The organism is Pseudomonas sp. 57B-090624, assembly GCF_003234055.1.
GTDB classification, from domain to species: Bacteria; Pseudomonadota; Gammaproteobacteria; order Pseudomonadales; family Pseudomonadaceae; genus Metapseudomonas; species Metapseudomonas tohonis.
This window is the reverse complement of sequence record NZ_QKRU01000082.1, coordinates 1-17691: the sequence shown is the minus strand read 5'-3', so window position 1 is coordinate 17691 and position 17691 is coordinate 1. Positions and strand designations below refer to the sequence as shown.

Here is a 17691-nt window from a genome sequence, read left to right as displayed (position 1 = left end):
CCGTATGCGCCATGCGGGGGCTCAGGCGGCGACGGCGCCCCGGCTGAAGTGCAGGTAGGAGCCCTTGAAGCGCTCGCCGTTGGCCAGCATGCAGTCGGCGTGGCTGACGTTCATGCCGTAGCCGAGCTCGGCCATCTCGTCGTGGAAGGTCTGCTGGCCCTGGCGATCCGGATCGACCAGCAGCACTTCCACGGAGCTCGCGGAGTGGCGGTCGATGAAGTCGGCCAGGTCGGCCTGGTTGTCATGGTCATAGAGCAGGTCGCTGCCGATGATCAGGTCGAACTCGCCGAACGCCTCGGTGCCGCTCCAGTCGCAGGTCTCGTAGCGCATCGGCGGCAGGCCGTTGAGGCGGGCGTTCTCGGCGAGGAAGGTGGGGATCAGCGGGTGGATGTCGCTGGCGGTCATGTCGCCGCCGCGCTGGTGGCCCACCAGGCTGGCCAGGCAGAGCCCGGCGCCGACTTCCAGCACGCGCAGGCCGGTGAGGTCGCGGGTCGCCATCGTCTGGGCCAGCGCTTCGCCTGCCGGCCAGACCTGGCCGAACAGGGCCCAGGTGTCTGCGGTGATGCCCAGGCCGGCAGCCTCGCCCAATGGGTCATGGAATTGCTCGGCGTCCAGCAGCGATTGCATGTGGAAGTCCCGGCCGCCCACGCGGAAGGTGCTGGTCTTGATCAGATAGCCTGGCATGTCGCTCCTCAGCGCTGGAAAAAGAGAAGGCAAAAAAAAGCCCCGGAAACCCGGGGCTTCTTTGGAGGCGGGGGTCAGACCACCTGGACTTGCTCGGCCTGCAGGCCTTTCGGGCCTTTGGCGACCAGGTAGCTCACCTGCTGGCCTTCGGCGAGCGACTTGAAGCCGGCGCTTTCGATGGAGCGGTAGTGAACGAAGAGGTCCGGGCCTTCCTGGGGGGTGATGAAGCCGAAGCCTTTTTCATCGTTGAACCATTTGACGGTGCCGGATTGACGATTGGACATGATGTATCTCCAGGGAAATGTAATGGCATCGACGCCGGGACATCCGGGTCGAGACTGAGGGCGAAAGCGAAGGAAGCCGAGGAGATGAAAAGATGGAAATCGTTACATCAGGTCAGAAATCGCAATGACACGTTGCATCCAGTGCGCACACCATACTCCTAATGTGGGAATAACCCAGGTTTATTTTTGTCGGTGCGCCGTCAGGGGCGTCCGGTAGGGAAGAAAAGGCCGCCATCAGCTGAATATGGGGGGACCGATGGCGGCCCTACTGCAGCCCTCAGCAGGGCTTCCAGAGGATAGTGAGGCTCCCGCCACGCGCCATCGCCGCCCGTCGCCGGGCCGCCGGCAGCTCATGCGTCCGAGGGCGGTGGCAGGCGTTCGGCCCAGGTTTCAGCCCACTCGGCAAGGGGCAGGCAGCGGCGGACCAGTTCCTCGCCGTCCTCGCTGAGCCGATAGCCGGCATCCCCCGTGTCGATCAGCAGCGCCTGGCGCAGTTCGCCCATGCGGGTATTGAGCACCGAGGGCGAGAGGCCTTCGCAGCGCGCCTGGAGTTCGCGGAAAGTAGCCGGGCCCTGGCGCAGTTCCCAGAGGATACGCAGGCTCCAGCGGCGGCCGAGCAGGTCCAGCAGGGCCATGATGGGCCGGCCGGTGGCGGAGCCACGGACGGGCTTGCCGGGGAGGGGGAGGGTCATGATCTTGCTCCTTGCTTCTTTTTTAGTAGCAGGCAAAAGGCTTTGCTGCTACGTTTTGCGTAGCGTAACAGCCCGACAGGAGATTCGGCCATGAGCACTGCGCGTATCCAGCCCCTCGAAGCCCCCTATGACCCGGCGGTGCAGGCCGCCTTCGACAAGGTGATGCCGCCCGGCGTGCCGCCGCTGAAGCTGTTCCGCAGCATGGCGCACAACCCCCGCGTGTTGCAGCGCTTGATCGCGGGAGGCCTGCTCGACCCCGGCAGCATCAGCCTGCGTGAGCGCGAGGTATTGATCCTGCGCACCACCGCCCGGTGCGGCGCCGAATACGAATGGGGCGTTCACGTGGCCTTCTTCGCCGAGCGCGCGGGGTTCAGCGCGGAGCAGGTGGCGGACAGCTGCAGCGAACGGCCTGAGCCGTCACTGTGGAGCGCGGCCGAACTGGCGCTGATGGAACTGGCCGATGGCCTGAACCGCTCGGCGCGGGTAGAGGAGGGGCTGTGGCGGCGGCTGGCCACGTACTTCAGCGACGCGCAACTGATCGAGTGCCTGACGCTGGTCGGCTTCTACCACGCGGTGTCGTTCGTGGTGAACGGCACCGGCGTGGAGCGGGAGGCGGGCGTGCCGCGCTTCCCGCGCTGACTACTCGTCGCGGCCTTCGAGCATGGTGCGGCGCAGCATCACGTAGAGCGCGCCGGTGCCACCGTGGCGCGGCAGGCAGGAGGTGAAGCCGAGCACTTGCGGGTGCTGGCGCAGCCAGGTGTTGACGTGGCTCTTGATCAGCGGGCGCTTGCCGTCCAGGCGCGCGGCCTTGCCATGGGTGATGCGCACGCAGCGGATCTCGAACTTCGCCGCTTCGGCGAGGAAGTCCCAGAGGGTTTCGCGGGCTTTCTCGACGGTCATGCCGTGCAGGTCGAGGCTGCCTTCGAAGCCGATCTGGCCGAGCTTGAGCTTGCGCATCTGGCCTTCCTGCACGCCGTCGCGGGCCCAGTGCAGTTCGTCCTCGGCGCCGACGTCGATGACGAACAGGTCGGAGAGGCCGTCCACCTTGGTCGATTCGGTTATCTGGGTCGCATTCTGGCGCAGGCTGGCGACCTGTTTGCGGTCGGCCTTCGGCTTGCCGGTTTCCGCACGGTCGTTCTGGATGCGCTTCACGCCGCGCATCTCGTTGGTGAACAGGGAAAAGTCGTCGTCTTGCATAGGGCCTCCACGAAGGAGGCCTAGTTTAACCAACAGAGGGGGGCGGGCGTCAGTCGCGCTTCTTCATCAGCCCGGGAGAGAGGCTCAGGTCGTTGCGACGGCGGGAGCGGCGGCGGGCGATGCGCCAACCGGCGACGCCGAGCCAGAGGAACACCAGGCCGATGACCAGGAGCACCACGGCGGAACCGGTGCTGTCATTGAGCGTACCGAGGGCCGGCGGGCGACCGAGCAGGGTGGCGGTGCCGGCCATGGCCAGCAGGATGCCGAAGCTGGCGATCAGGGCGGCCAGGGCCGCGGCGAAGCGCCAGCGCCAGCTGCCCGGGCCACGGGGGCGCAGGCGGCGGGCATCGAAACCATCGGATAACTTCATCCGGACGTCCTCTGTTGCAATCGGGCGTATGACCGGCGTATGTCGGCGTGGTTCCGGTCATGCGCCCGATTGGATGTCGCGAGATGTTCAGCGCTCAGGTTCAGGCCAGGGCGCGTGCGTGGGGCACCACGCTGGCGAAGTTGTCGGCGAGGGCGATGACTTCGACGCGGTGCATGTCTTCGGCGCTGATCACGCCGCCGTCGGTGGTGGGCAGGTCGCGGGTGGCGCAGGCGGCGGCGACCAGGGTGCAACGGTAGCCGTAGTCCTTGGCGGCGCGCACAGTGGTGCTGACGCTGGAATGGGTCATGAAGCCGCAGACGACGAGGTCCAGATGGCCGATGTCCTGCAGGCGGTCATGCAGTTCGGTGCCGGCGAAGGCATTGGGCAGGCGCTTCTCGACCACGATCTCGCCCGGCAGCGGGGCGACTTCGGGGAGGTGCTGACCGCGTTCGCCCTGAGGGTCGAGCAGGCCGCCGGGCACCCCCAGGTGTTTGACGTGGACCACGGCGCTGCCGATGGCGCGGGCGGCCGCCAGCAGGGTGGCGATCTCCTCGAGCGCGGCGTCCAGGCCGGGCAGGGCGAGGACGCCGCTGCGGTACTCCTCCTGCGCGTCGATGATCACCAGGGTGGCGTTGTTCAGGCTGGCGGGTGGGTAACCACGGCCACTCAGTTGGAACATGGATTTGGGGGCGGACATGCGGATCTCCGGTACGGCTGTGCCGCCCATTGTCCGCCGAGCGGCGCGATAAGTGAACCATGTCGCGCATCCTACTTGTCGATCCCGGTACGGCCGTGCACCATCGACGCGTTTCGCAGGATGCGAAGTCCCCCGCAGAAGGAGCTGCCCATGCCCGATTTCTCTGAAGTCCCCGCTTATTTCTGGTTGCTCTTCGCCCTGGCCGTGGCCATCGCGGTGATGCGCGAACTGCGTCGTGAACGGCGCGAGGACATCGGGCAGCCGCCGCGTCGCCGGCCATGAGCCGACGGGTGTAGAATCGCCTGTCCGTTCTTGTCTGAGGTCGTCCTTCGTGTCCGAATCCCGCTTGCGCACCCTGCGCGATCACATCCGCTGGGCGGTCAGCCGTTTCCATGCGGAAAACCTGTTCTTCGGTCATGGCACTGACAACGCCTGGGACGAGGCGCGCCAGTTGGTACTCGGCGCCCTGCACCTGCCCTACGAGGTGGCCGACAGTTACCTCGACTGCCGCCTGGAAGACGACGAGCGTGCCCACGTCCAGGCGCTGTTGCGCCGCCGCATCCTCGAGCGCGTGCCGGTGGCCTACCTGCTGGGCGAGGCCTGGTTCTGCGGCATGCCTTTCGTGGTGGACGAGCGTGTGCTGGTGCCGCGCTCGCCCATCGCCGAACTGATCCAGCAGGGCTTCGAGCCCTGGCTGGCCGCGGACCCTGCCCGCATCCTGGACCTGTGCACCGGCTCCGGCTGCATCGGCATCGCCGTTGCCCACGCCTTCCCGGATGCCGAGGTGGTGCTGGCCGACCTGTCCTTCGACGCGCTGGAAGTGGCCAACCTGAACATCGAGCGGCATGACCTGGAAGACCGCGTCTTCACCGTCCAGGGCGATGGCTTCGATGGCCTTCCGGGGCAGCGCTTCGACCTGATCCTGTCCAACCCGCCCTATGTGGACGCCGAGGATTTCGCCGACATGCCCGAGGAGTTCCAGCACGAGCCGGCCATGGGCCTGGCCTGCGGCGACGACGGGCTGGACCTGGTGCGCCGCATGCTGGCCGAGGCCGCCGACCACCTCACCGAGCGCGGCACGCTGATCGTCGAGGTCGGTAACAGCCAGGTGCATGTCGAGGCGCTGTATCCGGAAGTGGACTTCACCTGGCTGGAGTTCAGCCACGGCGGCCACGGCGTGTTCCTGCTCAGTGCCAGCCAGTGCCGGGAGCACCAGGCGCTGTTCCGCTCGCGCCTGAACGGCTGAACAACGCCAAGCCCCGAAGCCCGTCCCCGCCAGGCGACGGGCTTTTTCATGCCTGGGCATCTTGGGGGGCCTGGGCGGGTGGAACCCGTGCAAGAGAGGCAACGGCCCTGTCGGGGTGCACCCGACCTAGGGGCATTGCCTCCCGTGGCGCGTGTGGGGCGCGCGCAGGCTCAATGCGTGGCGATCCAGATCAGCAGCCCCGCCTGGAACACCGCGAACACCACCAGGCAGGCGATGGTGAAGCGCAGGCCGCTGTCTTCGCGCTGGAAGGCGTCGACCCGCTCCTGCAGCTTGCGGATCTCGATCTCCTGCTGGTGCAGGTTGTGGTCGGCCTGCTGGAGCATGGCGGCGGCGTCGAGCATGTCGACGACCTGCACCTTCTCCCGGTTCCAGTCCTCGTGCAGCTCGCTGACGCGACCGGCGCGGTACTCGGCCTTCAACTGCAGCGCATCGAGGTAGGCGACTTCGAAGCCCTGTGCCTTGAGGAAGTGGTCGCGGCGCAGGCGGAATTCTTCGGCCACGGCGTCCTTGGCTGCCAGGGCACCGCCCTCGACCTTGTAGTGCGGCCAGTGACGCCGCGCCCAGCCGATGCCGCGTGCCAGCAGGAAGCGGCCGAGGCCGCGGTTCTGCGGCTCCAGCTGAAGGCCGCTGTCGGCGCCGAAGCGCACTTCCTTCAGGCGGTGGTCGGCCCAGACCTCGAACAGGTTCTGCTCCTTGCGCACGCGCTGCCCGGGCAGGTGCAGGCTCAGGTGCAACACGCTCTGGTCGGTGCTGTGGCGCTCCACCTCGCCGAGCTGGACGAAACGCAGCGGCCGCGCACCGGTCTGGCGATCGGTGGGCAGGGGCGCCAGGCGCAGCAGCTGGAAACGCTCCGGCGGCAGGTCGGCCCAGGGGTGCGGCTGCGGCGTCGGTTCGGTGGTTTGCTGCTGTTCGGTTTCGCTGTCGGTCATCGAGCACAATCCTGTGGCGGAGTGCAGCGGCCCAGTGGCGGCGCGCTGACCTGACCCTTATCGGCCGCTTTTCCCGTCGCTGGAGGGCAGGCGTTCGATGAAGGCGATCAGGCGTTCGCCGAGCTCGCGGGCCAGGGGCAGGCCGGGGGAATTATAGGTGGCGAGCGGGTCGCGGGCATCCGCCGGGGTGATGCGCAGGACGTGGTCCATGCCCGGGATTATCGCCAGCTCGGCATCCGGGCGGATCGCCTGCAGGGCACGGGCGTCAGCCACCTCCACCTGGCTGTCGTGGGTGCCCTGGACGATCAGCGCCGGCACCCGCACGGCGGCGAAGGCGGCGGCCGGGTCCTTGGCGAAGAGCGAGATGAGGTAGGGCTGCACGCTGGGGCGGTAGAGCACCAGCAACGGCTTGGGCACGCCCGGCACCTGATGCCCGGCCCTGAGGCTGGCGAGGATTTCGTTGCTGCGTGCCAGCAGTGGGGACGGCAGGCGCCGTTGCAGTTGCTCCTGCAGCACCTGGTCGATGGGGCGGGCGCTGCCGGCGATGGAGACCAGCGCATCGGCGCCGGCATCTGGCGCGGCCAGGCTGGCGATCAGCGCGCCCTCGCTGTGGCCGATCAGCACCAGGCGCGAGAAGCGCGGGTCGGCCTTCAGCGTGCGGCCCCAGGCCACCGCATCGGCCACATAGAGGTCGACGCTCAGTTGCCGCTCGTCGGGGCCGGCGGCCCGGCTCGCGGCGATGCCGCGCTTGTCGTAGCGCACGCTGGCGATGCCGTTGCGTGCCAGCAGCTCGGCGAGCTTCTTCAGGCTGTCGTTGCGCCCGCCCATGGGGTTGTTGCCGTTGCGGTCCGTAGGGCCGGAGCCGGCCAGCAGCAGCGCCACCGGCACCGGCGCCTCGCTCTTGGGCCGCAGCAGGGTGCCGTGCAGGGTGCCGCTGGCGGTCTCCAGCTCGATGGGGCGCTGCAGGACGGTCCAGGGGCTGGCCAGGGCGCTACCGGTGAAGGCCAGGAAGAGGAGGGCAAGCAAGGGGAGGAAGCGTGGCATGAAGGGTTCCGGGTACGGCGACGTGGCTTTGACGCCGGCGCCGGCGCAAGGTTCGTGGGTGAACTGGCCGGGCGCCGCAGGTATACTCCTCGGCCTTTCTTCGAGGCCCATTTCAGCGGAGCACTGTGCATGTCCGGCAACACCTACGGCAAGCTGTTCACCGTCACCACGGCTGGCGAAAGCCACGGCCCGGCGCTGGTCGCCATCGTCGACGGCTGCCCGCCCGGGCTGGAGCTTTCCCTGGAGGACCTGCAGCGTGACCTCGACCGCCGCAAGCCGGGCACCAGCCGCCACACCACCCAGCGCCAGGAAGCCGACGAGGTGGAAATCCTCTCCGGCGTCTTCGAAGGCCGCACCACCGGCTGCTCCATCGGCCTGCTGATCCGCAACACCGACCAGAAGTCCAAGGACTACTCGGCGATCAAGGACCTGTTCCGCCCGGCCCACGCCGACTACACCTACCACCACAAGTACGGCGTCCGCGACTACCGTGGCGGCGGCCGTTCCTCGGCGCGCGAGACCGCCATGCGCGTCGCCGCCGGCGCCATCGCCAAGAAGTGGCTGGCCGGGCAGGGCATCCGCATCCGTGGCTACATGAGCCAGCTCGGCCCCATCGAGATCCCCTTCAAGACCTGGGACTCGGTGGAGCAGAACGCCTTCTTCAGCCCCGACCCGGACAAGGTGCCGGAGCTGGAGGCCTACATGGACCAGCTGCGCCGTGACCAGGATTCCGTCGGCGCCAAGATCACCGTCGTCGCCGAAGGCGTGCCGCCGGGCCTGGGCGAGCCGATCTTCGATCGCCTGGACGCGGAACTGGCCCACGCGCTGATGAGCATCAACGCGGTGAAGGGCGTGGAGATCGGCGCCGGCTTCGCGTGCGTCGCCCAGCGTGGCACCGAGCACCGCGACGAGCTGACCCCGGAAGGCTTCCTCAGCAACAACGCCGGCGGCATCCTCGGCGGCATTTCCTCGGGCCAGCCGATCGTCGCCCACCTGGCGCTCAAGCCCACCTCCAGCATCACCACGCCGGGCCGCTCCATCGACGTCGACGGCAACCCGGTGGACGTGATCACCAAGGGCCGCCACGACCCCTGCGTCGGCATCCGTGCCACGCCCATCGCCGAAGCCATGATGGCCATCGTGCTGATGGACCACCTGCTGCGCCATCGCGGGCAGAACGCCGATGTGCGCGTCAGCACCCCGGTGCTCGGCCAGCTGTGACCGGCGGCGCGCTGCCGTACTGGCGGCTGTCCGGCTTCTACCTGTTCTACTTCGCCCTGCTGGGCGCCACGGCGCCCTTCCTCGGGCTCTACTTCGCCCACCTGGGCTTCTCCGCCGCGCGCATCGGCGAGCTGGTGGCCATCCCCATGCTGATGCGCTGCGTGGCACCCAACCTCTGGGGCTGGCTGGGCGACCGCAGCGGCCGGCGCCTGGCCATCGTGCGGCTGGGCGCGCTCTGCACCCTGTGCACCTTCGCGCTGATCTTCGTCGACAAGAGCTACGCCTGGCTGGCGATGATCATGGCCCTGCACGCCTTCTTCTGGCATGCGGTGCTGCCGCAGTTCGAAGTGATCACCCTGGCGCACCTCAAGGAGCAGGCGGCGCGCTACAGCCAGATCCGCCTGTGGGGCTCGATCGGCTTCATCCTCACCGTGGTCGGCCTGGGCAAGGCGTTCGAGGTGTTCAGCCTGGACGTCTACCCGGTGGCGCTGGTGGTCATCATGGCCGGCATCGTGCTCAGCAGCTGGTGGGTGCCCAATGCCACGCCAGTGGCCCGGGAGGGGGGCGCCAGCGGCGGCTTCCTCGACCAGCTGCGGCAACCCGGGGTGCTGGCGTTCTACCTGTGCGTGGGGTTGATGCAGCTGTCCCACGGCCCGTACTACACCTTCCAGACCATCTACCTGGAAAGCCTCGGCTACCCGCGCGGCTTCATCGGCCAGCTGTGGGCGCTGGGCGTGGTGGCGGAGGTCTTGATGTTCCTGGCGATGGCGCGCATCCTCTCGCGCTTCCCGGTTCGCCAGGTGCTGGCCGCGAGCTTCCTGCTCGCCGCGTTGCGCTGGCTGCTGCTGGGGCATCTCGCCGACAACCTCGCGGTGCTGCTGTTCGCCCAGGTGCTCCATGCGGCGACCTTCGGCAGCTTCCATGCGGCGGCCATCCATTTCGTGCAACGCCAGTTCGGCCCGCAGCAGCAAGGCCAGGGCCAGGCGCTCTACGCAGCCCTCGCCGGCACCGGCGGCGCGCTCGGGGCCCTGTACTCCGGTTACAGCTGGAACAGCCTGGGCGCCTCCTGGACCTTCGTCATCGCCAGCCTGGCCGCCATGGCCGCTGCCGTTATCATTGCCACTCAATTGAAAGAGGAGCGGGCATGAACCGCCAAACACTCACCCGTGAAATCATCGAGGCCGGCCGCTTCCTCTATGGTCGCGGCTGGTCCCCGGCCACCAGCAGCAACTACTCGGCGCGACTGTCGGCCGACCAGGCGCTGCTGACCGTCTCCGGCAAGCACAAGGGCCAGCTCGGCGAGGACGACGTGCTGGCCACCGACCTCGACGGCATCAGCCAGGAGCCCGGCAAGAAGCCTTCCGCCGAGACCCTGCTGCACACCCAGCTGTACCGCTGGAAGCCGGAGATCGGCGCCGTGCTGCACACCCATTCGGTCAATGCCACGGTGCTCTCGCGCCTGACCCTGGCCGACTCGCTGGTGTTCGCCGACTACGAACTGCAGAAGGCCTTCAGCGGCGTCTCCACCCACGAGTCGCAAGTGCTGGTGCCGATCTTCGACAACGACCAGGACATCGCCCGCCTGGCGGCCAAGGTGCAGCCCTGGCTGGACGCACACCCCGACTGCGTCGGCTACCTGATCCGTGGCCACGGCCTCTACACCTGGGGCCCGCGCATGAGCGACGCGCTGCGCCAGGTCGAAGCCTTCGAGTTCCTGTTCGAGTGCGAGCTGAAGGTTCGCGCCCTCCACAAACCCTGACGCTTCCTTCCACCGAAGATGCATGACCGATCGAGCGTCCGCCCGACCCGCCCCAGAGCGGGAGCGCGGCGCCAGGAGCAGCCCCGATGAGCAGCCTTACCGTCTACCACGAGTCCAGCCCCGAGGTTCCGAACAAGATGCTGACCCATGTCGACGACATCGCCAGCACCCTCGCCGATGTCGGCGTGCGTTTCGAGCGCTGGCAGGCCAGTGCGCCGATCACCGCCGGCGCGTCCCAGGAGGAAGTGATCGCCGCCTACCGCCCGCAGATCGACGCCCTGATGCAGGAGCGCGGCTACGTGACGGTGGACGTGGTCAGCCTCGACCGCGACCACCCGCAGAAGGCCGAGCTGCGTGCCAAGTTCCTCGACGAGCACCGCCACGCCGAGGACGAAGTACGCTTCTTCGTCGCCGGGCGCGGCCTGTTCACCCTGCACATCGACGACTACGTCTACGCCGTGCTGTGCGAGAAGAACGACCTGATCTCGGTGCCCGCCGGCACCCGCCACTGGTTCGACATGGGCGAGGAGCCGCACTTCGTCGCCATCCGCCTGTTCAACAACCCCGAGGGCTGGGTGGCGCAGTTCACCGGCGAGGAGATCGCCAGCCGGTTCCCGCGGTTGGAGGATTGAGCGTGCAAACCCCATCGGTGGGCTGAAGCCCACCCTACGCCCACCCTGCGTTCGCCCCGACGCCCAGAGCCGCGGCCTGATCGCCTCTGCCTGTGGGGCACCTGAAAGGGTGGGGTTCACTGAACATCGAAACTTCGGAGCCTGCATGCCCATCAAAGCCATCCTCACCGACATCGAAGGCACCACCAGCGCCGTCAGCTTCGTCTTCGACGTGCTCTTCCCCTATGCCGCCCGCCACCTGCCGGAGTTCGTCCTGGCCCACGCCGAGCGGGCGGATGTCGCCGAGCAGCTGCAGGCGGTGCGCGCAGAGAGCGGCGAGGCGGGCGCCGATGTGCAACGGGTGGTGGAGATCCTCCTCGGCTGGATCGCCGAAGACCGCAAGGCCACGCCATTGAAGGCGCTGCAGGGGATGGTCTGGGAGCAGGGCTATGCCGCCGGCCAGCTCAAGGGCCACGTCTATCCGGACGCGGTGGATGCGCTGAAGCGCTGGAAGCAGGACGGTTACGACCTCTATGTCTATTCCTCCGGCTCGATCCAGGCACAGAAGCTGATCTTCGGCTGCTCCGAGGCGGGCGACCTGACGCCGCTGTTCTCCGGCTATTTCGACACCACCTCCGGACCCAAGCGCGAGGCGGCCTCCTATGCACGCATCGCCGAGGCCATCGGGCGCCCAGCCGAGGACATCCTCTTCCTCTCCGACGTGGTGCAGGAGCTGGACGCCGCGCAGCAGGCCGGCATGCCCACCATCGGCCTGGCCCGCGAAGGCGGTGAGCTCGCCGGCCATCCCACCGTGGCCAGCTTCGCCGTGATCGACCCGGCGCGCGCCTGAGCCGCCCCGGGGCCTACTGGTCCAGCCACACCGCGCGGTGATCCGAGCCGCGCCAGGGCAGGGTGCCCACCGCGCGTACCGGCCGCTCGCCGCGCACCAGGATGTGATCCAGCCCGAGCATGCCCGGCCACCAGGTGGGGCGGATGCGCGGGCTGGTCAGGCGCAGCCCGGCGGTGGCGAGGAAGTCCTGCAGGCGCGGTGAATAGGCCGTGCTGTTGAAGTCCCCCAGCACGACCACGTCCGGCCCTTCGGAAGCCACGCGCTCGGCCAGCTGCCGCAGCGACTCGTCACGCGCCAGCGCCAGTTGCGTGCCCAGCGGCGGCGGCGGGTGCACGCCGTAGAGCACCGTGCCGTCCTCCAGCTCCGCGCGCAGGTAGGGGTAGCCGGCAGCAGGGCCGGTGAGCTCCAGCACCTGGCAGCTTTTCAGTGGCAGGCGCGAGAACAGCGCCAGGCCGAAGGGCGAATCGCTGTAGCGGGCGCAGGCCTCGAATGGGCGCAGCGCGGTCAGTTGCTCCGACCAGGTGGGCGTGGCCTCGCTGACGAAGATCAGGTCCGCCTTCTGTTCCGCCAGCCAGCGGGCATCGGCGGCGGCATCCGCGTTGTCCAGCTTCAGGTTGAAGGCGAGGAAGCGCCGCGTGGGCGCATCCGTCGCCAGGGGCTCGGCGGGCAAGGGGGTCAGGGCCCAGCCCAGGGCGCCCAGCCCACAGAGCGCGAACAGCAACGATGAGGCATTGCGCGGCTGCACGGCGGCCCCGAGCAGCATCACCACGGCCTGGATCGGCACGAAGTGGCTGAGCAGCTCCAGGCCCCAGTGCAGGCGGCCGAACTGGCCAAGCACCAGGGTGACCAGGGCCAGCCAGGCGAGCTGATTGAGATGAAAGCGCAAGGCCTTGAGCACGCGTGCGTCCTGAATTCTCGGGAAAGGCGCGAATTGTAGGCCATCCGCCGTGCCTCGCGTGTGATCGGCGACGGGAACCCTGGCCGGTGCCCGTGTCCTAACACTGGAGAGCCACCCTGCCGGAGCCCGCCATGAGCCAACACGCGATGACCCTCTACGCCACGCTGGGCACGCTGTACCTGCTGCTCACCGCCTGGGCCCTGTTCAACGTGCTGGGCAGCGGCGCGCGGCGCGAGCAGAAGGTCCTCTGGACCGCATTGTTGCTGCTGTTCCCGCTGCTCGGGCTGTTCAACTGGGCCTGGATGGGACCGCGTCGCCAGCACCGTTGATCCAGCCTCACCTATCCTGCACTCACAACCCCCGCAACAAGGAGCAACGCCATGGGTTCGATCCTCAACAGCCTGGCCGGGCTGATCATCCTCGCACTCGACATCTGGGCCATCCTCAACGTCATCAAGAGCAACGCCGAGATCGGCATGAAGGTGCTGTGGATCCTGCTGATCGTGCTGCTGCCGGTTATCGGCCTGATCATCTGGGCCATCGCCGGCCCCCGTGGCGATGTGAGGATATGAGCCTCCGCCGTGGCGCCTGGCTGCTGCTCTGGGCCTGCCTGGCGCTGCCGGCCCACGCCTACGAGGATGCCGCCTGGGCCGCGCTGCGCAGTGGCCAGGCGGTGTTCCTCATGCACCACGCCACCGCGCCGGGAGCGGGCGACCCCGACACCTTCCGCCTTGGCGACTGCACCACCCAGCGCAACCTCGACGGTGGCGGACGCTACCAGGCCCAGCAGTGGGGCCAGCTGTTGCGCAGCCACTGGATCGAGGGGCCGCGCATCTTCACCGGGCGCTGGTGCCGCACCCAGGACACCGCCCTGGAAATGGGCATGGGCGCCTCGCAGCCGATGCCCGAGCTGGACTACTTCGAAGGGGATACCGCCGTCATGCAGCGCATGCGCCAGGCCATCAACGCGCTGCCGCGCGGCCTGCCGCTGGTACTGGTGACCCACGGGGTGAACATGACGGCCCTGACCGGAGTCCCGGCGGCGCCGGATGAAGCCCTGATCGTCGCGCTGCCCATCACCGAGCCGGCGCGGGTGCTGGCACGGGTGCCCGCGCCGCGCTAGGCCCTGGCGCTCCCGGCGCTGGAGCGAAACGGGGCTCAGATGAGCTGCAGCTGATCCTGCACCGGCTGCATCGCCGCGCCTTCCAGGCGCAAGAGGATGGCCTTGCGCTCCAGCCCTCCGCCGAACCCGGTCAGGCTGCCGTCGCGGCCGATGACCCGGTGGCAGGGGATGATCACCGCGATGGGGTTGGCGCCGTTGGCCAGGCCGATGGCGCGCACCGCCTTGGGCCGGCCGATGCGCATCGCCTGGGTGGCGTAGCTGATGGTCTGGCCATAGGGGATCTCCAGCAGTGCCTGCCAGGCGGCGCGCTGGAACTCGGTGCCCTGGGGCGCCAGTTGCAGGTCGAAGCGCTTGCGCTTGCCGGCGAAGTATTCGTCCAGCTGGCGGCAGGCCGCATCGAGCTGGCGGGTGGCCGGGTGCCAGAGCGGGTCCAGCTCCGTGGGCCGTTCGGTCTCCATGTGCAGCAGGCGCAGCCCGGCCTCGTCGCCGGCCAGCAGCAGCGGGCCTATGGGGCTGTCCTGATAGCGGAAGTACATGGATCAATTCTCCGATGCGTAGCTGTGCCAGAGGTACACGGCGGCGTAGGCGCGCCAGGGCCGCCAGTGTTCGGCGCGGCTGGCCAGGGCCTTGGCGCTGATGCCCGCATCGCCCCAGAACGGCGACTTGAGCAGGCCCAGGTCGGCGGTGGGGAAGGCATCCGGCTGGCCGAAGGCACGCAGGGCGATGTATTCGGCGGTCCAGGGGCCGATGCCGGGCAGGGCGCAGAGACGCGCGATGAGCGCTTCGACGCCCTCGGCCACCGAGAGTTCCAGGGCACCGGAAGCCACCGCGTCGGCGAAGCGGCGCAGCGTCTCCACCCGCTTGCCGGGCATGCCGATGCCGGGCAGCGCGTCGTCGGCGATGGCGCGGGCGGTGGGGAACAGGCGCAGCGGACCGTCGCCGGGGGAATCCGCCAGGGGCTCGCCAAGGCGCTCCACCAGGCGCCCGGCGATGGTCACCGCCGCCTTCACCGTCACCTGCTGGCCGATGATGGTGCGCACGCCCTGCTCGAAGGGGTCGAACGCCACCGGCAGGCGCAGGCCGGGGTAGCGTTCCAGCAGGGGTTGCAACTGCGGGTCGCCGCACAGGTGCCGGGCGATGGCCAGGGGGTCGCTGTCGAGGTCGAACATCTGCCGCACCCGCGCCACCAGCTCCGCTTCACGGCCGAGGCACGAGGGGCTCAGCTCCAGGGCGAGGTGCCCGGCACCGGGGCGCACGCGAAACCAGCCGTGCAGCTCGCCGAGGCGGAAGCTGCGGCAGTAGCTGGCGGCGTCGATGCGCTCGACGCCGGGCAGGCGGCGCAGGGCGAAGTGGCGCACGAACTGCTCCCAGCTCCAGGGTTCGATGTAGGGCAGGTGCAGGCCGGTGGCGGCGGGGAGGGATGCGTTCATGGCGCGACGATACCGTCGGTCGTGACGGCTGTCTCTCGGAAACTGATCATCGAATTCCCCCGCTTCGCGGTTCGACCTGAAACCCGGGCCATCGTAGAATGCGCGCCTTTTCTTCGGACGGGCCCGGGCCAGCCGCCCACCCACCTGCAGCCATCACGGGAGACCCCTCATGAGCGACTACCAGGAAACTCTCTACGAAGGCTACGGCCAGCGTTTTCGCATGGACAAGCTGCTCCACGAAGTGCGCACCGAGCACCAGCACCTGGTGATCTTCGAGAACCCGCGCATGGGCCGCGTCATGGCCCTGGACGGCGTGATCCAGACCACCGAGGCGGACGAGTTCATCTATCACGAGATGCTCACCCACGTGCCCATCCTCGCCCACGGCGCCGCGCGGCGCGTGCTGATCATCGGCGGTGGCGACGGCGGCATGCTGCGCGAGGTGCGCAAGCACAAGAGCGTCGAGAGCATCACCATGGTCGAGATCGACGGCACGGTGGTGGAGATGTGCAAGGAGTTCCTGCCCAACCACTCCAGGGGCGCCTATGACGACCCGCGACTGAACCTGGTGATCGACGACGGCATGCGCTTCGTCGCCAGCACCGAGGAGAAGTTCGACGTGATCATCTCCGACTCCACCGACCCGATCGGGCCGGGCGAAGTGCTGTTCTCCGAGAACTTCTACCAGGCCTGCCGCCGCTGCCTGAACGAAGGCGGCATCCTGGTCACCCAGAACGGCACGCCCTTCATGCAACTGGGCGAGGTGCAGACCACCGCCGGCCGCATGAACGGCCTGTTCGCCGACTGGCACTTCTACCAGGCGGCCGTACCCACCTACATCGGCGGTGCCATGACCTTCGCCTGGGGCGCCACCGACCCCGCGTCGCGCAAGGTCTCCCTGGAAACCCTGCGCCAGCGCTTCGCCGGCAGCGGCATCGTCACCCGCTACTACAACCCCGAGATCCACCTCGGCGCCTTCGCCCTGCCGCAGTACGTGCTGCAGGCCATCGGCAAGCCGAGCAACGACTGAGTCCAGTTCCACGCAAAAGGCCCCGCGAGGGGCCTTTTTTGTGCCCGTCCGATGGGCCGAAAGACCCTCCCTGTGGGAGCGGTTTCAACCGCGAAATGGGCTCGCGAAGGACACCGTGGCGGCATAAAACCCGTAGGGGCCAATTCATTCGCCCACGGGCAACGGCGTTGCCCTGATGTGGGCGGGGCAGCCCTGCGGGCTGCTGGGCGACCGAAGTCGCCCCTACAGATCGTGATGCAGGTAGCTCGCCTGCTTCGGCAGCCGCAGGCTGAAGAGGAAGGCCACCACCATCATGGCCGAGACGTACCCGTAGAAGGTCTCCTCCATGCCGATGGACTTCAGCCCCAGCGCCGCGTATTCCGCCGAGCCGCCGAAGACGGCGTTGGCCACCGCATAGGCCAGGCCAACGCCCAGGGCGCGGACTTCCGGCGGGAACATCTCGGCCTTCACCAGGCCGCTGATGGAGGTGTACAGGCTGACGATGGCCAGGGCTAGGATGATCAGCGCGAAGGCGATGTAGGGGCTTTGCACGCCCTTGAGCGCGGTGAGGATGGGCCAGGTGCACAGCGCACCGAGGGCGCCGAACCAGAGCATCGAGGTGCGCCGGCCGATGCGGTCGGAGAGGGCGCCGAACAGCGGCTGCATGAGCATGTAGACGAACAGCGCGCAGGTCATCACGGCACTGGCGGTCTTGGTGGTCATGCCGGCGCTGTTGACCAGGTATTTCTGCATGTAGGTGGTGAAGGTGTAGAAGATCAGCGAGCCGCCGGCGGTGTAGCCGAGCACGGTGACGAAGGCGCGCTTGTGGTGGCGGAACAGGTGGCCCAGGCTGCCGGATTCCTCGCTGTGCAACTGGTCCTGGCGGGCGGTCTCGTTCAGCGAGCGGCGCAGGTAGAAGGCGATCACCGCCGTCGCCGCGCCGATCACGAAGGGGATGCGCCAGCCCCAGGCTCGCAGCTCGTCCTCGCTCAGCAACTGCTGCAGGATCACCACCACCAGCACTGCCAACAGCTGCCCGCCGATCAGGGTCACGTACTGGAAGGAGGCGAAGAAGCCGCGCTGGCCCTTCAGCGCCACCTCGCTCATGTAGGTGGCCGTGGTGCCGTACTCACCGCCCACCGACAGCCCCTGGAACAGCCGCGCCACCAGCAGCAGCGCCGGCGCCAGGGCACCGATGGCGGCATAGGTGGGCATGCAGGCGATGGCCAGGGAACCGGCGCACATCATCAGCACCGAGATCATCATCGAGCGCTTGCGCCCGTACCTGTCGGCGATGCGACCGAACAGCCAGCCGCCGATGGGACGCATGAGGAAGCCGGCGGCGAACACGCCGGCGGTGTTCAGCAACTGCACCGTCGGGTCGTCGGAGGGGAAGAAGGCCGGGGCGAAGTAGATGGAGCAGAAGGCGTAGACGTAGAAGTCGAACCACTCCACCAGGTTGCCGGAGGAGGCGCCGACTATCGCGAACACGCGTTTGCGGCGTTCTTCGAAGCTGTAGTGCGGATGGGGGCTATCGAGGTGTTCGGTCGTACTGCTCATGGGGCGTGGCACTCGTTCTGGAAGGAGTTGCGGCCCGCGCCCTCGAACGGGGGGGCGGGCCGGGCC

At 68.3% G+C, this 17691-nt stretch carries 24 protein-coding genes; 12 read left to right on the top strand and 12 right to left on the bottom strand.

Annotated features, from left to right (window positions below; all coding sequences use genetic code 11):
- Positions 1-21 precede the first annotated feature (21 nt).
- The 3 genes from DMX10_RS27570 to DMX10_RS27560 all read right to left on the bottom strand — a co-directional run bounded on the left by DMX10_RS27570 (position 22) and on the right by DMX10_RS27560 (position 1660).
- Positions 22-684, bottom strand: a complete 663-nt coding sequence (locus tag DMX10_RS27570; RefSeq protein ID WP_111264093.1) for a methyltransferase — start codon at positions 682-684, stop codon at positions 22-24.
- A 74-nt stretch (positions 685-758) separates the two neighbouring features.
- The gene (locus DMX10_RS27565; protein WP_111264092.1) at positions 759-968 is read right to left on the bottom strand and encodes a cold-shock protein; all 210 of its coding nucleotides are present in this window, start codon (positions 966-968) and stop codon (positions 759-761) included.
- Positions 969-1318: 350 nt separating this feature from the next.
- Positions 1319-1660 (bottom strand): helix-turn-helix domain-containing protein, encoded by a 342-nt coding sequence (locus DMX10_RS27560; RefSeq protein ID WP_111264091.1) that lies wholly within the window; start codon positions 1658-1660, stop codon positions 1319-1321.
- 90 nt (positions 1661-1750) lie between these two features.
- On the opposite strand from DMX10_RS27560, the gene DMX10_RS27555 reads away from it, so the two are divergent.
- On the top strand, positions 1751-2299 hold the full coding sequence (locus tag DMX10_RS27555) for a carboxymuconolactone decarboxylase family protein (protein WP_111264090.1): 549 nt from the start codon (positions 1751-1753) through the stop codon (positions 2297-2299).
- On the opposite strand, the gene DMX10_RS27550 is transcribed toward DMX10_RS27555, so the two are convergent.
- From DMX10_RS27550 to DMX10_RS27540, 3 genes are all read right to left on the bottom strand, one after another.
- The gene (locus DMX10_RS27550; protein WP_111264089.1) at positions 2300-2857 is read right to left on the bottom strand and encodes a Smr/MutS family protein; all 558 of its coding nucleotides are present in this window, start codon (positions 2855-2857) and stop codon (positions 2300-2302) included.
- Between the two features lie 49 nt (positions 2858-2906).
- Positions 2907-3227 carry a hypothetical protein gene (locus DMX10_RS27545; RefSeq protein WP_111264088.1) on the bottom strand — a complete coding sequence of 107 codons (321 nt, stop codon included), beginning with the start codon at positions 3225-3227 and terminating at the stop codon, positions 2907-2909.
- 100 nt (positions 3228-3327) lie between these two features.
- Positions 3328-3924, bottom strand: coding sequence for a cysteine hydrolase family protein (locus DMX10_RS27540; RefSeq protein WP_111264087.1), 597 nt, complete (start codon positions 3922-3924; stop codon positions 3328-3330).
- 150 nt (positions 3925-4074) lie between these two features.
- Here DMX10_RS27540 and DMX10_RS33305 point away from each other — a divergent pair, with 150 nt between their 5' ends.
- On the top strand, positions 4075-4206 hold the full coding sequence (locus tag DMX10_RS33305; protein ID WP_256604867.1) for a hypothetical protein: 132 nt from the start codon (positions 4075-4077) through the stop codon (positions 4204-4206).
- A gap of 49 nt (positions 4207-4255) precedes the next feature.
- Positions 4256-5170, top strand: coding sequence for a 50S ribosomal protein L3 N(5)-glutamine methyltransferase (gene prmB / locus DMX10_RS27535; RefSeq protein WP_111264086.1), 915 nt, complete (start codon positions 4256-4258; stop codon positions 5168-5170).
- A 170-nt stretch (positions 5171-5340) separates the two neighbouring features.
- Here prmB and DMX10_RS27530 read toward each other — a convergent pair whose 3' ends face one another.
- Together DMX10_RS27530 and DMX10_RS27525 are read right to left on the bottom strand one after the other, a co-directional pair.
- Complete coding sequence (locus DMX10_RS27530; RefSeq protein WP_111264085.1) at positions 5341-6120, bottom strand: hypothetical protein; 780 nt, start codon at positions 6118-6120, stop codon at positions 5341-5343.
- Between the two features lie 57 nt (positions 6121-6177).
- The gene (locus DMX10_RS27525) at positions 6178-7164 is read right to left on the bottom strand and encodes an alpha/beta hydrolase (protein ID WP_111264084.1); all 987 of its coding nucleotides are present in this window, start codon (positions 7162-7164) and stop codon (positions 6178-6180) included.
- A gap of 129 nt (positions 7165-7293) precedes the next feature.
- Here DMX10_RS27525 and aroC point away from each other — a divergent pair, with 129 nt between their 5' ends.
- The 5 genes from aroC (at position 7294) to mtnC (ending at position 11605) form a co-directional block, all read left to right on the top strand.
- On the top strand, positions 7294-8385 hold the full coding sequence (gene aroC / locus DMX10_RS27520; RefSeq protein ID WP_069560488.1) for a chorismate synthase: 1092 nt from the start codon (positions 7294-7296) through the stop codon (positions 8383-8385).
- Positions 8382-9533 (top strand): MFS transporter, encoded by a 1152-nt coding sequence (locus DMX10_RS27515; protein WP_069560487.1) that lies wholly within the window; start codon positions 8382-8384, stop codon positions 9531-9533. The genes aroC and DMX10_RS27515 overlap by 4 nt, the downstream gene beginning before the upstream one ends.
- Complete coding sequence (locus DMX10_RS27510) at positions 9530-10144, top strand: methylthioribulose 1-phosphate dehydratase (protein WP_111264083.1); 615 nt, start codon at positions 9530-9532, stop codon at positions 10142-10144. Before DMX10_RS27515 ends, DMX10_RS27510 begins: the two co-directional genes overlap by 4 nt.
- A gap of 86 nt (positions 10145-10230) precedes the next feature.
- Entirely contained in the window at positions 10231-10776 is a 546-nt protein-coding gene (locus DMX10_RS27505) for an acireductone dioxygenase (protein WP_111264082.1), read from the top strand.
- 145 nt (positions 10777-10921) lie between these two features.
- Positions 10922-11605 (top strand): acireductone synthase, encoded by a 684-nt coding sequence (gene mtnC, locus DMX10_RS27500; protein WP_111264081.1) that lies wholly within the window; start codon positions 10922-10924, stop codon positions 11603-11605.
- Between the two features lie 13 nt (positions 11606-11618).
- Here the strand turns inward: mtnC and DMX10_RS27495 are convergent, their stop codons facing one another.
- A complete protein-coding gene (locus DMX10_RS27495) occupies positions 11619-12503 on the bottom strand; it encodes an endonuclease/exonuclease/phosphatase family protein (RefSeq protein WP_111264080.1) in 885 nt (294 codons plus the stop codon).
- Between the two features lie 131 nt (positions 12504-12634).
- On the opposite strand from DMX10_RS27495, the gene DMX10_RS27490 reads away from it, so the two are divergent.
- Genes DMX10_RS27490 through DMX10_RS27480 form a run of 3 tightly spaced genes read left to right on the top strand, consistent with a single transcriptional unit; the run spans position 12635 to position 13626 of the window.
- A complete protein-coding gene (locus DMX10_RS27490) occupies positions 12635-12832 on the top strand; it encodes a PLDc N-terminal domain-containing protein (protein WP_236206213.1) in 198 nt (65 codons plus the stop codon).
- A gap of 51 nt (positions 12833-12883) precedes the next feature.
- Positions 12884-13075, top strand: coding sequence for a PLDc N-terminal domain-containing protein (locus tag DMX10_RS27485; protein WP_111264079.1), 192 nt, complete (start codon positions 12884-12886; stop codon positions 13073-13075).
- Positions 13072-13626, top strand: coding sequence for a histidine phosphatase family protein (locus DMX10_RS27480; protein ID WP_111264078.1), 555 nt, complete (start codon positions 13072-13074; stop codon positions 13624-13626). The genes DMX10_RS27485 and DMX10_RS27480 overlap by 4 nt, the downstream gene beginning before the upstream one ends.
- 35 nt (positions 13627-13661) lie before the next feature.
- Here DMX10_RS27480 and DMX10_RS27475 read toward each other — a convergent pair whose 3' ends face one another.
- Positions 13662-14162, bottom strand: coding sequence for a methylated-DNA--[protein]-cysteine S-methyltransferase (locus DMX10_RS27475; protein WP_111264077.1), 501 nt, complete (start codon positions 14160-14162; stop codon positions 13662-13664).
- Between the two features lie 3 nt (positions 14163-14165).
- Positions 14166-15056, bottom strand: a complete 891-nt coding sequence (locus DMX10_RS27470) for a DNA-3-methyladenine glycosylase (RefSeq protein WP_111264076.1) — start codon at positions 15054-15056, stop codon at positions 14166-14168.
- A 169-nt stretch (positions 15057-15225) separates the two neighbouring features.
- Between DMX10_RS27470 and speE the strand changes: the two genes are divergently transcribed.
- Positions 15226-16086, top strand: a complete 861-nt coding sequence (gene speE / locus DMX10_RS27465; RefSeq protein WP_111264075.1) for a polyamine aminopropyltransferase — start codon at positions 15226-15228, stop codon at positions 16084-16086.
- Positions 16087-16308: 222 nt separating this feature from the next.
- Here speE and DMX10_RS27460 read toward each other — a convergent pair whose 3' ends face one another.
- Positions 16309-17625: an MFS family transporter gene (locus DMX10_RS27460; RefSeq protein ID WP_111264074.1), complete on the bottom strand. Its 1317-nt coding sequence runs from the start codon at positions 17623-17625 to the stop codon at positions 16309-16311.
- Positions 17626-17691 lie beyond the last annotated feature (66 nt).

Bases quoted from the DNA above. Each gene is read 5' to 3' on its own strand.
- DMX10_RS27460 (WP_111264074.1), bottom strand. From the start codon at position 17,625: ATGAGCAGTACGACCGAACACCTCGATAGCCCCCATCCGCACTACAGC.
- DMX10_RS27470 (WP_111264076.1), bottom strand. From the start codon at position 15,056: ATGAACGCATCCCTCCCCGCCGCCACCGGCCTGCACCTGCCCTACATC.
- DMX10_RS27550 (WP_111264089.1), bottom strand. From the start codon at position 2,857: ATGCAAGACGACGACTTTTCCCTGTTCACCAACGAGATGCGCGGCGTG.
- speE (WP_111264075.1), top strand. From the start codon at position 15,226: ATGAGCGACTACCAGGAAACTCTCTACGAAGGCTACGGCCAGCGTTTT.
- DMX10_RS27565 (WP_111264092.1), bottom strand. From the start codon at position 968: ATGTCCAATCGTCAATCCGGCACCGTCAAATGGTTCAACGATGAAAAA.
- DMX10_RS27485 (WP_111264079.1), top strand. From the start codon at position 12,884: ATGGGTTCGATCCTCAACAGCCTGGCCGGGCTGATCATCCTCGCACTC.
- DMX10_RS33305 (WP_256604867.1), top strand. From the start codon at position 4,075: ATGCCCGATTTCTCTGAAGTCCCCGCTTATTTCTGGTTGCTCTTCGCC.
- DMX10_RS27570 (WP_111264093.1), bottom strand. From the start codon at position 684: ATGCCAGGCTATCTGATCAAGACCAGCACCTTCCGCGTGGGCGGCCGG.
- mtnC (WP_111264081.1), top strand. From the start codon at position 10,922: ATGCCCATCAAAGCCATCCTCACCGACATCGAAGGCACCACCAGCGCC.
- DMX10_RS27475 (WP_111264077.1), bottom strand. From the start codon at position 14,162: ATGTACTTCCGCTATCAGGACAGCCCCATAGGCCCGCTGCTGCTGGCC.
- DMX10_RS27555 (WP_111264090.1), top strand. From the start codon at position 1,751: ATGAGCACTGCGCGTATCCAGCCCCTCGAAGCCCCCTATGACCCGGCG.
- DMX10_RS27545 (WP_111264088.1), bottom strand. From the start codon at position 3,227: ATGAAGTTATCCGATGGTTTCGATGCCCGCCGCCTGCGCCCCCGTGGC.
- DMX10_RS27525 (WP_111264084.1), bottom strand. From the start codon at position 7,164: ATGCCACGCTTCCTCCCCTTGCTTGCCCTCCTCTTCCTGGCCTTCACC.
- DMX10_RS27560 (WP_111264091.1), bottom strand. From the start codon at position 1,660: ATGACCCTCCCCCTCCCCGGCAAGCCCGTCCGTGGCTCCGCCACCGGC.
- DMX10_RS27490 (WP_236206213.1), top strand. From the start codon at position 12,635: ATGAGCCAACACGCGATGACCCTCTACGCCACGCTGGGCACGCTGTAC.
- DMX10_RS27530 (WP_111264085.1), bottom strand. From the start codon at position 6,120: ATGACCGACAGCGAAACCGAACAGCAGCAAACCACCGAACCGACGCCG.
- aroC (WP_069560488.1), top strand. From the start codon at position 7,294: ATGTCCGGCAACACCTACGGCAAGCTGTTCACCGTCACCACGGCTGGC.
- DMX10_RS27480 (WP_111264078.1), top strand. From the start codon at position 13,072: ATGAGCCTCCGCCGTGGCGCCTGGCTGCTGCTCTGGGCCTGCCTGGCG.
- DMX10_RS27510 (WP_111264083.1), top strand. From the start codon at position 9,530: ATGAACCGCCAAACACTCACCCGTGAAATCATCGAGGCCGGCCGCTTC.
- DMX10_RS27540 (WP_111264087.1), bottom strand. From the start codon at position 3,924: ATGTCCGCCCCCAAATCCATGTTCCAACTGAGTGGCCGTGGTTACCCA.
- DMX10_RS27505 (WP_111264082.1), top strand. From the start codon at position 10,231: ATGAGCAGCCTTACCGTCTACCACGAGTCCAGCCCCGAGGTTCCGAAC.